This window comes from Erysipelatoclostridium sp. AM42-17, assembly GCF_003480255.1.
Lineage (GTDB): Bacteria > Bacillota_I > Bacilli_A > Erysipelotrichales > Coprobacillaceae > Faecalibacillus.
Genome location: NZ_QUIN01000019.1, coordinates 32,330 through 47,465, shown reverse-complemented (window position 1 = coordinate 47,465; position 15,136 = coordinate 32,330). Strand labels below are relative to the sequence as shown.

The following is a 15,136-nucleotide window of genomic DNA, read 5'->3' as shown; positions in this document are numbered from 1 at the left end:
AACCCACGTAGTCAGCTTGGAAGGCTGAAGTTCTACCATTGAACTACACCCGCATGAATAATACTTCTATTTATTTTTTAAATGGAGCGGGTGATGGGAATCGAACCCACGTAGTCAGCTTGGAAGGCTGAAGTTCTACCATTGAACTACACCCGCTTATTTAATTGGTGCCCAGGGCCGGAATCGAACCGGCACGGATTTTAAAGGTCCGCAGGATTTTAAGTCCTGTGCGTCTACCAGTTTCGCCACCTGGGCCTTTGGTGACTCGCAGGCGATTCGAACGCCTGACCCTCTGATTAAAAGTCAGATGCTCTACCAACTGAGCTAGCGAGTCATTTTGGCTGGGGTAGCTGGATTCGAACCGGCGCAATGACAGAGTCAAAGTCTGTTGCCTTACCGCTTGGCTATACCCCAATTTTCAAATGGTGGAGAGGAGTGGATTCGAACCACCGAACCGTTAGGAACTGAGTTACAGTCAGCCGCGTTTAGCCACTTCGCTACCTCTCCATCATGGTGCCGGCTAAAGGACTTGAACCCTCAACCTACTGATTACAAGTCAGTTGCTCTACCAATTGAGCTAAGCCGGCTTATTTAATTAATGGTGGAGGTTAACGGGCTCGAACCGCTGACCCTCTGCTTGTAAGGCAGATGCTCTCCCAACTGAGCTAAACCTCCTTGACCAGTGCCCATTTATAATATCATCTCATTCTTTTGAAGTCAACGGTTTTTTTCATTTTTTTTATATAAGTTTTCGACTTCTCATTTTCTTTCCATTATTTGAAAAAAATGATAAAATATATATGTCTTAAGGAGGACCTTGTATGAACGTATTAGTAACAGGTGGTACTGGTTATATTGGAAGTCATATTTGCGTAGAATTAATTCAAGCAGGACATCAAGTTATTGTTATTGATGATTTTTCTAATTCTAAACCAGAAGTACTACAATATATTAAAGATATTACAGGAAAAGAAGTTAAGTTTTATGAATTTAATGTTTTAGATGAAGTAAAAACAAAATCTGTATTTAAAGAAAATCATATTGATTCAATTATTCATTGCGCTGCATTCAAAGCAGTTGGTGAATCAGTAGAAAAACCTATTGAATATTATACTAACAACTTAATGACAACTTTGATTGTTGCTAAAATGATGAAGAAATACCATGTTAATAACATCGTATTTAGTTCAAGTGCAACTGTTTATGGTGATCCTGAAGTTGTTCCATTAACTGAAGATTGTCATTTAGGTGATACAACCAATCCATATGGAGCAAGTAAAGCAATGATGGAACGTATTTTAACAGATGTTCAACACGCTTGCCCAGATATGTCAGTTACATTGCTTCGTTATTTTAATCCAATTGGTGCTCATCAATCAGGATTACTTGGTGAAGATCCAAAAGGAATTCCTAACAACTTAATGCCATATATCATGAAAGTAGCTACAGGTGAACTTCCATGTTTAGGTGTATTTGGTAATGATTATGACACTCCAGATGGTACCGGTGTTCGTGATTATATTCATGTTGTTGATTTAGCTAAAGGACATGTTCTCGCTATCGAAAAATATAACACACCTGGTGTCCATATTACTAATTTAGGTACCGGTAAAGGATATAGCGTTTTAGAATTAGTCCATGCTTTTGAAAAAGTAAATGGTGTTAAAATTAATTATGAAATTAAACCTCGTCGTGCCGGAGATATTGCCACATGCTATGCTGATCCATCTAAAGCAAAAAAAGAATTAGGTTGGCAAGCAACTCATAATATCGAAGACATGTGTCGTGATACTTGGAACTTTGCTAAAACTCATTTAAAATAAAAGTCAATCATTAGATTGGCTTTTTTATTTATATATGTATTTTTCTTTTCTTTCTTGTGCATTCATCTTCATAATTATGTCATAACACATGTTATTGACAACAGTACAAAATAAAGAAAAAGTTTTTGGTGATTGATTCCTTAGTGATAAAATAAATTTTTTAGCAACGGCATTATGTTTTTCACTTTTTGAACGTGCCATATCTCTTGTTAATCCCGCAGAGATAATTTTTAGACCAAATATTTTTTTCGATTCACGATTGAATAACAGCATAAAATTATACAAATCTAAATTTCTTTTAGGAAGACTTGCAATCGTTTTAGAAATGGTTTCTCTTTCACTAAGTAAAATAATGGCTGTACGATAACTAATTTCATTAAATTCATCAATTTCCCCCTCATTTATATCTGATAAATAATAATAAAGGGTATTCCCTAACAATATAAAAGCTTCTTCATTACTAAGATAATCATGTTGAAACAATCCTTGAGTAGGTAATAACCTTGTTTTTATTCTTTTTCCTCTTAAAGGTCCTGCTTTAATAGTATTTGAAACACTCATATTTTCATTATTAAAATAAGATATTTTCATATAATCCCCCTTTTCATATTATTTTACTATGATTTAAAAGGAAGCTCTGAGCATTCCGTGATAGTCAGATGGTTGTCTAGGAAAAACAACTTTATAATTTTGGTTTTTTATGTGATAGCGATTTATTATTGTTTCATACACTAAAATTTGCTATTATATATAAAAGTGAGGAGGACTTTTCATGAAAATACTTAAAAAATTATGGAAAGAAATAAGTGTTTTTGGATTAGTACTTGTTGTTTTTCTTTGTTTATATGGCTATCGTACTGTTACCCATGTAGAAATGACAACAATTAGCCAAACAAAACTAGAATCAAAAATTAAAGATAAAGATAGTTTTGTCGTTGTTGTTGGTAAAGATAGCGATAATACAACTTTAAATTATCAAGATGTATGCTTAAAATACTTAAAGAAAAATCGTAGAGATCGTATTTATTATGTAAATCTAGATAGCGAAAGTGATGCAACAAAATATATTCAAAAAACATTTAAAACATCAGATGGTACTGTTCCTTCAACTTTTGTTTTAGAAAAAGGAAAAGTGACAAAACAAAAAGATGGTGCTCTATCATATTATCGTTTAGCACAATTATTTAAATAAAAAATCTAGCAGCCAGCTAGATTTTTTTATTATGATAAAAGGCATCTCAATGATGCCTATTTAAATTCAACTATTTTTTTTATAGAACCATTTTGCATATAGATGCGTGGAACACGATTAGAAACTAAACACATAATTTCATATGAAATGGTATTTAAATCTTTAGCCATGCTTTCTAAAGAAATATGAGGTCCAAAAATTTCAACTTCATCACCAACATGAACACGATCATCTACGCGTACCATCATTTGATCCATGCATACACGTCCTACAATTTGATATCGTTGTCCATTAATCCATACATATCTTCCTTGATTACGTCTTGTAAAACCATCAGCATAACCTATTGGTAACGTAGCAATATATTCTTCTTGCCTTGCTTCATAAGTTAAACCATAGCCCACTTTTTCTCCAGGATATATTTTTTTAATCATCGCCACTTTTGTATAAAGTGACATCACTTGTTTAAATTCATCACTTTCTTTACCGGCAGGATCACATCCATACATTGTAATCCCAATTCTTCCTAAATTTGAACGTGTATCTTCATGATAAGCCATAGCCGCAGAGTTACAACAATGAATATATTTAAATTTTAAGTCTCCTACCATATCATAAAAAGTATCAACTTGTTTTTGATAAGCAACATCATCACAATCTGCTGTAGCAAAATGAGTAAAGATACCTTCAATTTCAAATTGATCAGGATTAATTGTAGCAAGTAACTCATGCAATTGTTCTTTTGTTGTCAAACCAATTCGATGCATCCCTGTATCTAATTTAATATGAATCTTTAATTTGTGATGTGGTTCAATTAAATGAGTAAGTAAATGCATGTAATCTAAAGAAACCATCGAAAGAGAAATATCATATTTTATTGCTAAATCTATATCTTCTTTGCTTGTAGGAATAGCCCCTAAAATAAGAATCCCTTCTTTGATTCCTAATTCTCTTAATTCTATTGCTTCTTTTAATGTTGCAACAGCAAACATTTCTATATAGTCAAAGTCTTTTAAAAAACTTGCTACTTCTTTATATCCATGTCCATAAGCATCGGCTTTGATGACTGCCATCAAAGGTCTTTTAAATTGTTGATGAACTTTTTCTACATTATATTTTAAATGATCTAAATCAATTAGTGCATATGTGTCACGTTTTAGAAACATCGATCATACCTCCAGTTACCTTATAAGTATAATCTTTTTTGTTTTATAATTCAATCTACTTCGTTGCACAAGATTGCATACTTGTCATGACTGAGACCATTTCATCTTTAGTTAAGTCCTGAGAATAAATACTGCATATCAATCCAGAATTAATCATTGTAAGTTTATTATTACTATAATATGCAAAACCATCAACCATATCAATCACTTCATCTTGAATAACATTGACTTGTACATCGTCTTTACGTCCATAAGATTCAACAACAGTATAGCTCTTTTCTCCTTTAAATTTTAATACATGATTTTTCTTCCCATCTATGACACTTACGGTTTCACTATCTAAGTCACTACCAAGCATCGCTACCGGATAAAGAATAGAACTATCATAAGATACTCTTGTTTCTTTTTTAGCTTTTTTTAAAACCTGATTTTGGTTAAATTGAGATAATTTTAGTTTGATATGAGGATCAAATGTTGATATTTTTGTTGTAATAATTTCAGTTTCATCTTTATCAAGACAAACAACTCGTTTAGGATTGAGTGCTTTATCAAAGGTCATTTCTTGTGATACAATACGCTGATCATTAGGATACTTTACTTTTGCTTGCACCTTATATCCATCTTTTATCTTTTCTACTTTATTTTTTTCTAATAAGGAAATTAAAGAACGATAAATATAAGGCTTAGGACTATTAGTTGGCCAATCACTTTGAAACTTAAATATCTGGTTCATGGTAGGCGTTAAAACAAAAACACCTTCTTGGTTACGAATAATAATTTGTGCTTGATTCAACGATTTATCGTATAACTCTACTTTATAATATTCATCTTTTTCTTTTTTTAAGTAATCTACTTTGACTTCATAATTTTTAAGTTCATCATTTTGAGCCATTTCCATTTGACATGTTAATTCATAGCGATCATAAGCCTTTACTTTTTCAATCGTTTTATCTAAAGAATGATCTTTAAATTTAAAAAAAATCAATGTCCCTACTAACAATGCCACAACAACTGCTACAATCATATATATCTTTTTCATTATTCTTCCTCCTAAATAAAATTATGAAATGAATATATATTTATGTATAAATAATTGATTAATGGGATAGACTTTGTTTAAGGAGGTAAAAAAATGAATGCAATTCAAAAAACAGCTCTTGTATTTACTATTATTGGTGGTATTAACTGGGGCTTAATTGGTTTATTCCATTTCAATTTAGTTGAGTCATTATTTGGTATCAACAGTTTTCTTACAATGCTTATTTATATTATTGTTGGAATTGCTGCACTTATTAATATTATGCTTTTATTTCAAGATTTAAATCAAAAAGAGTAGCTTTCGCTACTCAATAATAAATGGTGACATATGACCATCTTTCGTATCAATTTTAACTCTGTTTTTAACCATCTTTAACATGGGAATATCATGCTTTGAATCTGAATAAGCAAAAGAATGATCATAATCTATTTCTAGATTATGATTTTTTATTACTTCCATAATCCTATTAATCTTTTCTTCATTCTTACAATTTTTACCAATCATTTTACCTGTATAATGATTATTTTTGATAACCGTCTTGGTACCCAAAATAGCATCTACAGGTAATCTACAATAACGTAAATAAGCCTCTACTGAAGCACTACAAATATAAATCACATATCCTTCTTCTTTTTTCTTTTTTAATTCTTCAATAACATGAGGATAATAATGTTTTTCTACTTCTTCTTCAAAGAAAGCTTGTACTTCTCTTTCACTCATTCTATTTAAAGGAAAAAGTGTTGCACTTTTAGCTTGATTAAAAGAAGCAAGTTTTAACACATAAAGAATACACACTATAGCCATAGGAATTAAATAAATCACACCTAAAGGATGCTTTTTTAAATAGTAACGAATTAACATTGTTCCTGAACTACCATGAATTAAAGTATCATCAAAATCAAAAAAACAAAATTTTTGTTTCATTATATTAACCCCAAAGCAACATCCATCATTTCAGTAAATGTTTTTTCTCTTTCATCTGCTGATGTTTTTTCATTAGACACTAATGAATCAGATACTGTAAATAATGCCATTGCTTCCTTCTTTAATGATGCTGCTGTTGTAAATAAAGCATAAGTTTCCATTTCTACCGCTAAACAACCCATTTTAGCCCATTTACCATTACAATCATCTTGATGATAAAAAATATCTGACGAAATCACATTTCCTACATGATAATTTAAACCTTTTTCTTTACATAAAGTGGCTGCTTGTTGTAATAAATTAAAAGTAGAAATAGCACTAAATGTTCCTGGTAATTCATATTGATGGGCGTAGTTAGAATCCGTACATGCTCCTTGAGCTAAAATAATATCACGAATATGAACATCTTCTTGTAAAGAACCACATGTCCCTATTCTAATAATTCTTTCTACATCATACATCGTATAAAGTTCATAACAATAAATACCCATACTTGGCATTCCCATCCCTGAAGCCATCACTGAAACTGGTTTTCCTTTATATGTTCCTGTATAGCCAAACATATTTCTCACACTATTAAACTGCTCAACGTTTTCTAAATATTTTTCAGCTAAAAATTTTGCTCGTAAAGGATCACCTGGCATCAAAACTGTTTTAGCAATTTGTCCAACTTCTGCTTGATTATGTGGTGTTGACATCTTCATTCCTCCTTATTGTTTAACCTTTCCATCTTTTAAATAATAAATTGTTTCAATTTCATTATTTTCTTTAATCTTTTTTCCTTCAATGGCATTGATTAATCTTGTAACATACTCATCTTTATTACCTGCTCCTAGAACTGCAAAATAACCATCTAAAATAACTAAAGGCCCATAACCATAATGATCTTGATTAAAATCTATAAACTGATTGATATAACCATCATAAGCATTTTTCATTGCTTCAACATTTTGATCACCATCCATGTTCCACGCTTTAATTTTTATATGTTTACCAAACTCCTCTTTAATTGCTGGTAAAACACTCTTTTTAAAATACTGACAATTAGAACAGTCTTCTAAATAAAAATAAGTTAAATGATATGTTTCTTTCCATTCATGTTTTTGACTCGTACAACCTGTTAAAAATAATCCTAAAATTAAAAAAACTTTTATAATTTTTTTCATATTCCACCTCATTTCGTATTATAACCCAAACCTGATTATTTGTATATCTTCTTGCTATATCATTAAAATAATATTTGTTGCATAAAAATAATATTTATAATACAATGTAATCAGAAAGGGGATTACTATGGGATTTATATGGTCGACAAACGAAGTGACAAAAAAGACAGTCACAATTTATAGTTCAAATATTACTTTAAATACTGCTGCATGTCATCATTTTGAAAATGTAGAATATGTTCTTTTAGGGCTAGATCATGAAAATAACTTATTAGGTATTAAACCAGTAGATAAAACAATGATTGAACAAGAACTTTATCCTCAAGATCAATTACATCGTATTTCTATTGGTAAAAGTTATGGAAGAATATCTAATAAAACATTTATTCAAGAACTAGCTCAACTCTATCATCTTGATTTAGATAAAAAGCAAGGAATTAAATATTCTGCTCACTATGATGTCGTCCATCAAATTCTTACTGTAAAATTATAAAGGGGTGAAATCATGATGATTTTAATTTGGCTATCTATTATTATTGTTGCCACAATTATTGAAATTATTACAGTAGATTTAGTAAGTATTTGGTTTGCGATTGGTGGTGTTGGTGCTGCAATTGCCACCCTGCTTCATCTTTCGACATCTATCCAAATCACATTTTTCATTGTTTTAAGTTTCATTTGTATTATTCTTACTAGACCACTAGCAAAAAAGTATCTTAGAACAAATATTGTTCATACTAATTATGATCGTGTTATTGGTCATCATGGAGTGGTCACTAAAAGAATGGACATGGACTCTAAAGGGGAAGTTAAAGTCATGTCTACACTATGGATGGCATGTTCATGTAATGGTGAAACATTAGAAATGGGTGATTATTGTGAAGTGCTTGCTGTGGAAGGTGCACATTTAATTGTAAAAAAAATTAACAAGGGAGAATCTTAATATGTTTACATTTATTTTATGGGTTATTTTAATTTGTATTATTGTGAGTATGATTGGTTCAACAATTCGTATTGTTCCTCAATCAAAAGCTTATGTTGTAGAAAGAATCGGTGCGTATAATCGCACATGTAATGTTGGTTTACACATTCTTATTCCTTTTTTAGATCGTGTCGCTAACAAGGTTTCATTAAAAGAACAAGTCGTTGACTTTGCACCACAACCTGTTATTACTAAAGATAACGTTACAATGCAAATTGATACCGTTGTTTATTATCAAATTACTGATCCAAAATTATTTACTTATGGGGTTGATCGTCCTATTAACGCTATTGAAAATTTAACAGCGACAACACTTAGAAATATCATTGGAGATCTTGAATTAGATGAAACACTCACTTCTCGTGATATTATTAATTCAAGAATGCGTAGTATTTTGGATGATGCGACTGATCCATGGGGAATTAAAGTTCATCGTGTAGAAGTTAAAAACATTATTCCTCCTCGTGATATTCAAGAAGCAATGGAAAAACAAATGCGTGCTGAACGTGAAAGACGTGAAGCTATTTTACAAGCTGAAGGTAAAAAGACAGCTGCAATCTTAAATGCTGAAGGAGATAAGGAATCAACAATTCTACGTGCTACTGCCGAAAAAGAAGCAGCTATCGCAAAAGCTGAAGGTGAAGCAGAAGCATTAAGACTTGTTTATGAAGCTCAAGCTAAAGGGATTCAATATATCAATGATGCTCGTCCTGAACAAGCTTATGTTACATTACAAGGATTTAAAGCTTTAGAAGAACTTGCTAAAGGTGATGCAACAAAGATTATTATTCCAAGTGAATTACAAGGAATGGCAGGGCTTGCTTCATCACTCAAAGAAATCGTAAGTGATAAAAAAGAAAATAAAGAATAAAAGAAGTCATTGACTTCTTTTTATTTTGTTTAAACATATACATATTTTGAGGTGATTTTATGTGTGGTATTTTATGTATGTATAATACTCAAGATAATCTTAATGATAAGACCCATTTGTTTCATAAAATGTTAACATTGATGAATCATCGTGGACCTGATGATTGCCGTGTTCATTATGAAGATCATGTTTTATTAGGACATTGTCGTTTATCAATTATTGATCTTCAGGGAGGAAAACAGCCTTTTGAATATACCTATCAAGGGATCACTTATCAAATTATCTTTAATGGTGAAATTTATAATATGAATTCACTCAAGCAACAATTGATTGATGAAGGATTTCATTTTCATAGTCAAAGTGATAGTGAAGTACTTTTAGTAAGTTATATTGCTTATAAAGAAAAATGTTTAAATAAGCTAGAAGGCATCTTTAGTTTTATTGTCAGTTATCAAGATAAACTTTTTATTGCCAGAGATCATTTAGGTGTAAAACCTCTCTATTATTTACATCAAGATCATACTTTTATTTTTGCTAGTGAAATAAAATCTATTCTCTTATATTTAGGTAAAGCTGTTGTTGATCAAACCGGTATTAAAGAACTTCTTGGCTTAGGTCCTAGTTTAACTCCCGGAAGAACACTCTACCAAAATATTTATAGTCTTAGAGCTGGGCATTATATGTATATTGATCATGATGACTATTATCTTGAACGTTATTGGCAATTAGAAAGAAAATATCATCCCCATAATTATGAACAAACTGTCAAACATGTACGTTCTCTTGTAAATGAAAGTATTCACCAACAACTATTAAGTGATGTTCCCATTTCCTGTATGTTATCAGGAGGTTTAGATTCCAGCATCATCACTGCTCTTGCTACCCAATATGTCAACCATGTTTCAACATATAGTATTGACTACCAAGATCAAGATCAATACTTTAAACCTTATGATTATCAAATGACAAAAGATAGTGATTATATTGATGATATGGTCAATCGTTACCAGACAAACCACTACAATGTTGTCCTTTCACAAAAAAACCTGATTATGTTTTTAAAACAAAGTATGATTGCTAGAGATGGTCCAGGAATGGCTGACATTGATTCTAGTTTTCTACTCTTTTGTAAAGAAATTCATCGTCATCATAAAGTAGTCTTATCAGGTGAATGTGCTGATGAAATATTTGGTGGCTATCCTTGGTTTTATAAAAAAGAACTTTATAGTTTAGATACTTTTCCTTGGATTAGAGACATTGATAAAAGACTTGATTTATTAAATGAAAAAACAAAGAATCTGCATATTAAAGAATATGTTAAAGAACGTTATTTAGATAGTTTAGCAGAAATAGATTATTTTGATCATCACTTCTATGATTCTAATAAAAGAAAAATGATGTATCTTAATATGGAATGGTTTATGCAGACACTCCTTACTCGTAGTGATAGTCAATCTATGTATAATGGCGTTGAGTTAAGGGTTCCTTTTGCTTCTAAAAAGATTGTTGAATATATGTATAATGTTCCTTGGGAATATATGTATCAAGGTAATCGAGAAAAAGGATTATTGCGTGATGCTTTTCAAGACTTTTTACCAGAAGATATCTATAATCGTAAAAAGAATCCTTATCCAAAAACACATTCTCCTTTTTACCTATCCTACATTAAAAATCTACTAATAGAATCTTTATCAGATAAAAATAATATTCTATTCCAATTATTTGATGAAAATAAACTTAAAGAAATGATTGAACATAGTGATAAAATTCATGTTCCCTGGTTTGGTCAATTAATGATGGGACCACAATTACTTGCTTATTTTTATCAAATATACATTTGGGGTAAACTCTATCATATTGAATTACACTTCTAACAAGCAAGGTTATACTCCTTGCTTGTTTTTAAGTTCTACAACAATATTATTATCTTCTATTTTCATATTTTCTATCCATTCATTTTTAATAATGATAGATTCATCATTCACAGTAAGATATCGATTTTGATTTAGATATTCTTTTAAGATTTTATTAAAATCAAAATAAATAAAACCATATTTTATTGTTCCTTTTGTATCAATAATGATGTCATCTTCTACTCTTATTCTAGCAATTAATTTTACTATGGTTTCCATATGATAATATTGGACGAGTAATTGCCCGTGTATATAGTGATCAATATCTATTTCGACCCTTTTTAAAATAATTTCTTGAAAATCAAAATAACGATCATAAAGCATCCAAATGATTCTTTCTAAACTTGTAGCATCAATTTTCATAGACTCACCTAATTTATCATATGCAAATAAATTAAAAAGGCTCTATAATAATACAAATAAAGCCACAATAAGAATACTTGGCAGCATATTAGCTACTTTTATTTTCGTATTCACCGTTAAATTTAAACCCACAACAAAAATTAACATCGATCCTAATACTGAAATATTAAATATCACCTGCTTCGTTAATAGTGGACTAATAAATGAAGCTAACAGCGTGATACAATCTTGAAATATAAATACCGGCACAAATGAAAAAAGTGCTCCCTTTCCCATTGAACTAGCTAATACCATAACAATAATAAAATCTAATATTGCTTTTGCTATTAAAATGGAATAATCTTGATATAAAGCATCTTGAATTGAACCAATAATCGCCATAGCACCAATACATACTGTTAATGATGTAGTAATAAAAGCATCCAAAAACATTGAGTCTCCATAACTATGACTTTTTTGTTTTAGCCATTTTCCAAACTGATTTAATCTTCCTTCTATATCAATAAATTCACCTATCAATGTTCCTAAAACAAGACTTAAAATAATCATCATACTTAAATCTTCTTTGGTTTGAAATCCTTTCAAACCACCACTTAATCCTATAAATAAAACTGCTAAACCTGATGCTTTCAATAATGATTCTTGTATTGTTTGTTTAAGAATCTTTTTAAATTTCATTCCTAATAATCCACCAGCAATAATAGCACTGGTATTGATTATTGTGCCTAAACCAATCATTAACTTCCTCCTTATAAAAAAAGATTGATTTTCATCAATCTATTTTTCAATACTATTATGAATAACATCAAGAATAGTAACCATATCTTGATAATTGATTTGTCCCGGCGCACTGGCTTTACCATCACTAGCAAAAGTAATACTACTTCCGAACTGTTCCCCAGATAAACGAGTAACTAAGCCAAGTGGAGACATTGACATTGTTACAATTGGTTTATTATATTTTTCTCTGGCAACATTTGTAAAATTCATTAATGATAAAACATCTTTTTGATCTTCTGGCATAACTGCAATTTTATAAATATCTGCTTCATATGATTCCATCACATCAAATCTTTGAATTAATGTATCAATTTCTGGTGTTCTTTTAAAATCATGATATGACATAAGCATGAAACATCCTGCTTGATGAATTAAATTTTTAAATTCAATGGCATAGTTTGTTCCTACTTCTACTTCAACATCATAAATATCAAATGCTTTAGATTCAATACCTTGTTCATATAAATGATAATATTCTTTATTTTCTAATGAACTTTGCCCTCCTTCTCGCATAGAACGGCATGTTAAAATAACTGGTTTGTTCAAATTTAAATTCTTAATATCAGCAAATAATGCTTTAACACTACTTTCATCAGATAAATTTTCAAAATAATCTATTCTTAATTCTACTAAATCAAACTGTTTATCTTGTGTTTGTTTTAAACTATTGATAATTGCATCATGTGTCGTTTCAACAACTGGTACACATACTTTGGGTTTCCCTTCACCCAAGATTACATCTCTTACTTTTATAGACATATTTTCACCCTCTTTTACTCACATAATAAGTATAATGATTCTAACAAAAAAGAAAAGTCTTTTTCATAAATTAAAATAAAAAAGATAAACCTAAAGTTTATCTTTTTTGTTCTTTAATTACTTTTTGTCTTGAGAATTCCTCACGTTCTTTTTCTTCTAGTGATTCAGTAATAAATTTTGCTGTTGCTTGAAATTCAGGAATAGAAATATTCTTAAGGGCATTGGCTCTTTTTTGAGTTTTTCTAATAGCGTTAGCTAAACGATAAACTGAGTTTTCTACTTCTGCTAAGATAACAGTTAATTCTTTAACACGATAGAAACATTCAAAAGCATAATCCACTTTCGAATTAGAACGATCCATGTTATAACTACAAACCATTGGTGGTTTACTATAAGAAATTTTAGGAATTTCAACTCCCATTACACTTCGATAAACAATGGAAATTCCATAATCAATAGAAGTGGCATTAACAAGATCACTAATTAATCCTAAAGAGATATTGGCTTCTTGAAGCGCATCATATGCTTGTTGATAAGCATCCGTGATCTGATCACGAACAAGTTTAACATCATCTAGTAATGACATCATTTCTTTAATAAGGACATTTCTTTTTTTATCTAATAAGTCATATCCTGTAATGGCTAATTCTAATGATTTTTTTGTTGCAATCAGATTTCCTTTAGTAGGAACTACTTTCAATGCCATGATTAATCACCTGTTTCTTGTAATTCTTTAATAATCTTTTTCTCTTTAATATTAAAGCGCATAACAGCTTTTTCATGATCATAAAATTCATCTAGTAATTTGTTATCTAGACGATCTAATGCTTCTCTTGGAAGTACAGAAACTAAATCCCATCCTAAATCTAATGTTTCTTCAATTGAACGGTTAGAATCAAAACCTTGATTTAAGAAGTATTCTTCAAATAATTTACCAAATGATAAATATTGTTTATCTAATGGTGATAATTCATCTTCACCAATTACCGATGTTAATGATTTAACATCTTGTACATGAGCATAACATGCAAATAATTGGTTTGCGATGTCTTGGTGATCACTACGGGTATAACCTTCACCAATACCATCTTTCATTAAACGTGATAATGATGGTAAAACATCAACTGGTGGATAAATACCAGCAGAATTTAATTCAGCACTTAATGAAATTTGTCCTTCTGTAATATATCCAGTTAAGTCTGGCACCGGATGAGTAATGTCATTGTTAGGCATTGTAAGGATTGGAATTTGTGTTACTGATCCTTTTGCATCCTTAATAATTCCAGCTCTTTCATATAAAGAAGCTAAGTCTGAATATAAGTATCCTGGATAACCTTTACGACCAGGAATTTCACCCTTACTTGAAGAGAATTCACGTAATGCTTCACAATATGAAGTCACGTCAGTATAAATAACAAGAACGTGCATATCTTGTTTATAAGCTAAATATTCAGCTGCAGTTAATGCACAACGTGGTGTTAAAGTACGTTCGATAATTGGGTCATTAGAAAGATTTAAGAACATAACAACTCTTTCCATAACTCCGGCTTCTTTAAAACTACGTTTGAAGTAGTTTGCTACGTCATTAGTAACCCCCATAGCTGCAAAGACAATTGCGAAACCTTTACCTGATTCATCAGCAACCTTTGCTTGTTTAACAATTTGTACTGCTAAACGGTCATGTGGTAAACCAGATCCTGAGAAGATTGGTAACTTTTGTCCACGAATAAGTGTAGCCAAACAGTCAATAGAAGAAATACCAGTATTAATATAGTTACGTGGATAAACACGGCTTACTGGATTTAATGGTAAACCATTAATATCCATCATTTCTTCTGCATAGATTTCTCCTAAACCATCAATTGGTCTACCTGCACCATTAAAGATTCTTCCTAAGATTTCTTTAGATACAGGTAATTCCATTGGTCTACCAAGTAATCTTGTTTTTGTATTTTCTAGAGATAATTCGTTTGTTCCTTCAAATACTTGGACAACGACTTTTTCTCCTTCAATTTGAACAATACGTCCTGAACGTGTTGTTCCATTATTTAATTGGATTTCAACCATTTCATCGTATGAAGCCCCTTTAACGTGGTCTAAAACGACTAATGATCCATTAATTTCATTTAATCCTACATATTGTAGTGCCATCATCATT

General features: G+C 30.7%; 18 protein-coding genes and 7 tRNA genes. 7 read left to right on the top strand and 18 right to left on the bottom strand.

Annotated features, from left to right (window positions below):
* Positions 1–82: 82 nt before the first annotated feature.
* The 7 genes from DW911_RS08095 to DW911_RS08065 form a co-directional block, all read right to left on the bottom strand.
* Positions 83–156: transfer RNA gene (locus tag DW911_RS08095), tRNA-Gly, on the bottom strand.
* A 9-nt stretch (positions 157–165) separates the two neighbouring features.
* A tRNA-Leu gene (locus DW911_RS08090) sits at positions 166–255 on the bottom strand.
* A gap of 3 nt (positions 256–258) precedes the next feature.
* A tRNA-Lys gene (locus DW911_RS08085) sits at positions 259–334 on the bottom strand.
* 4 nt (positions 335–338) lie between these two features.
* Positions 339–414 (bottom strand) — tRNA-Gln (locus tag DW911_RS08080).
* Between the two features lie 9 nt (positions 415–423).
* Positions 424–507: transfer RNA gene (locus DW911_RS08075), tRNA-Tyr, on the bottom strand.
* Positions 508–511: 4 nt separating this feature from the next.
* Positions 512–587, bottom strand: a tRNA-Thr gene (locus tag DW911_RS08070).
* A 12-nt stretch (positions 588–599) separates the two neighbouring features.
* A tRNA-Val gene (locus DW911_RS08065) sits at positions 600–675 on the bottom strand.
* Positions 676–821: 146 nt separating this feature from the next.
* Here DW911_RS08065 and galE point away from each other — a divergent pair.
* Positions 822–1,823, top strand: a complete 1,002-nt coding sequence (galE, locus tag DW911_RS08060) for a UDP-glucose 4-epimerase GalE (RefSeq protein WP_118433331.1) — start codon at positions 822–824, stop codon at positions 1,821–1,823.
* A gap of 24 nt (positions 1,824–1,847) precedes the next feature.
* On the opposite strand, the gene DW911_RS08055 is transcribed toward galE, so the two are convergent.
* A complete protein-coding gene (locus tag DW911_RS08055) occupies positions 1,848–2,414 on the bottom strand; it encodes a hypothetical protein (RefSeq protein WP_118433329.1) in 567 nt (188 codons plus the stop codon).
* A 181-nt stretch (positions 2,415–2,595) separates the two neighbouring features.
* On the opposite strand from DW911_RS08055, the gene DW911_RS08050 reads away from it, so the two are divergent.
* Positions 2,596–3,015: a hypothetical protein gene (locus DW911_RS08050; RefSeq protein WP_118433327.1), complete on the top strand. Its 420-nt coding sequence runs from the start codon at positions 2,596–2,598 to the stop codon at positions 3,013–3,015.
* Positions 3,016–3,071: 56 nt separating this feature from the next.
* Here the strand turns inward: DW911_RS08050 and alr are convergent, their stop codons facing one another.
* Positions 3,072–4,181, bottom strand: coding sequence for an alanine racemase (gene alr, locus DW911_RS08045; protein ID WP_118607686.1), 1,110 nt, complete (start codon positions 4,179–4,181; stop codon positions 3,072–3,074).
* A 55-nt stretch (positions 4,182–4,236) separates the two neighbouring features.
* Positions 4,237–5,220 (bottom strand): LolA family protein, encoded by a 984-nt coding sequence (locus tag DW911_RS08040; protein ID WP_118433323.1) that lies wholly within the window; start codon positions 5,218–5,220, stop codon positions 4,237–4,239.
* Positions 5,221–5,313: 93 nt separating this feature from the next.
* Between DW911_RS08040 and DW911_RS08035 the strand changes: the two genes are divergently transcribed.
* The gene (locus DW911_RS08035) at positions 5,314–5,517 is read left to right on the top strand and encodes a DUF378 domain-containing protein (protein WP_118433321.1); all 204 of its coding nucleotides are present in this window, start codon (positions 5,314–5,316) and stop codon (positions 5,515–5,517) included.
* Positions 5,518–5,523: 6 nt separating this feature from the next.
* Here the strand turns inward: DW911_RS08035 and DW911_RS08030 are convergent, their stop codons facing one another.
* Genes DW911_RS08030 through DW911_RS08020 form a run of 3 tightly spaced genes read right to left on the bottom strand, consistent with a single transcriptional unit; the run spans position 5,524 to position 7,310 of the window.
* Positions 5,524–6,144, bottom strand: coding sequence for an HAD family hydrolase (locus DW911_RS08030; protein ID WP_118433319.1), 621 nt, complete (start codon positions 6,142–6,144; stop codon positions 5,524–5,526).
* Positions 6,144–6,842 carry a purine-nucleoside phosphorylase gene (gene deoD / locus DW911_RS08025; protein ID WP_118433317.1) on the bottom strand — a complete coding sequence of 233 codons (699 nt, stop codon included), beginning with the start codon at positions 6,840–6,842 and terminating at the stop codon, positions 6,144–6,146. Before deoD ends, DW911_RS08030 begins: the two co-directional genes overlap by 1 nt.
* A 12-nt stretch (positions 6,843–6,854) precedes the next feature.
* Positions 6,855–7,310, bottom strand: coding sequence for a hypothetical protein (locus DW911_RS08020; RefSeq protein WP_118433315.1), 456 nt, complete (start codon positions 7,308–7,310; stop codon positions 6,855–6,857).
* Between the two features lie 127 nt (positions 7,311–7,437).
* Here DW911_RS08020 and DW911_RS08015 point away from each other — a divergent pair, with 127 nt between their 5' ends.
* From DW911_RS08015 to asnB, 4 genes are read left to right on the top strand one after another with little or no spacing between them, the layout of a single operon-like run.
* Positions 7,438–7,803, top strand: a complete 366-nt coding sequence (locus DW911_RS08015) for a hypothetical protein (RefSeq protein ID WP_118433313.1) — start codon at positions 7,438–7,440, stop codon at positions 7,801–7,803.
* A 12-nt stretch (positions 7,804–7,815) separates the two neighbouring features.
* On the top strand, positions 7,816–8,253 hold the full coding sequence (locus DW911_RS08010) for an NfeD family protein (protein ID WP_233541864.1): 438 nt from the start codon (positions 7,816–7,818) through the stop codon (positions 8,251–8,253).
* A 1-nt stretch (position 8,254) separates the two neighbouring features.
* Positions 8,255–9,163 (top strand): SPFH domain-containing protein, encoded by a 909-nt coding sequence (locus DW911_RS08005; RefSeq protein WP_118433311.1) that lies wholly within the window; start codon positions 8,255–8,257, stop codon positions 9,161–9,163.
* 59 nt (positions 9,164–9,222) lie between these two features.
* The gene (asnB, locus tag DW911_RS08000) at positions 9,223–11,037 is read left to right on the top strand and encodes an asparagine synthase (glutamine-hydrolyzing) (RefSeq protein ID WP_233541863.1); all 1,815 of its coding nucleotides are present in this window, start codon (positions 9,223–9,225) and stop codon (positions 11,035–11,037) included.
* Positions 11,038–11,046: 9 nt separating this feature from the next.
* Here the strand turns inward: asnB and DW911_RS07995 are convergent, their stop codons facing one another.
* From DW911_RS07995 to DW911_RS07975, 5 genes are all read right to left on the bottom strand, one after another.
* Positions 11,047–11,439: a hypothetical protein gene (locus DW911_RS07995; protein ID WP_118433309.1), complete on the bottom strand. Its 393-nt coding sequence runs from the start codon at positions 11,437–11,439 to the stop codon at positions 11,047–11,049.
* 42 nt (positions 11,440–11,481) lie between these two features.
* Positions 11,482–12,177 carry a DUF554 domain-containing protein gene (locus tag DW911_RS07990; RefSeq protein WP_118433307.1) on the bottom strand — a complete coding sequence of 232 codons (696 nt, stop codon included), beginning with the start codon at positions 12,175–12,177 and terminating at the stop codon, positions 11,482–11,484.
* Between the two features lie 39 nt (positions 12,178–12,216).
* On the bottom strand, positions 12,217–12,978 hold the full coding sequence (aroD, locus tag DW911_RS07985) for a type I 3-dehydroquinate dehydratase (protein ID WP_118433305.1): 762 nt from the start codon (positions 12,976–12,978) through the stop codon (positions 12,217–12,219).
* Between the two features lie 97 nt (positions 12,979–13,075).
* The gene (locus DW911_RS07980; RefSeq protein WP_118433303.1) at positions 13,076–13,684 is read right to left on the bottom strand and encodes a V-type ATP synthase subunit D; all 609 of its coding nucleotides are present in this window, start codon (positions 13,682–13,684) and stop codon (positions 13,076–13,078) included.
* Between the two features lie 2 nt (positions 13,685–13,686).
* On the bottom strand, positions 13,687–15,129 hold the full coding sequence (locus DW911_RS07975) for a V-type ATP synthase subunit B (RefSeq protein WP_118433301.1): 1,443 nt from the start codon (positions 15,127–15,129) through the stop codon (positions 13,687–13,689).
* Between the last annotated feature and the right edge of the window lie 7 nt (positions 15,130–15,136).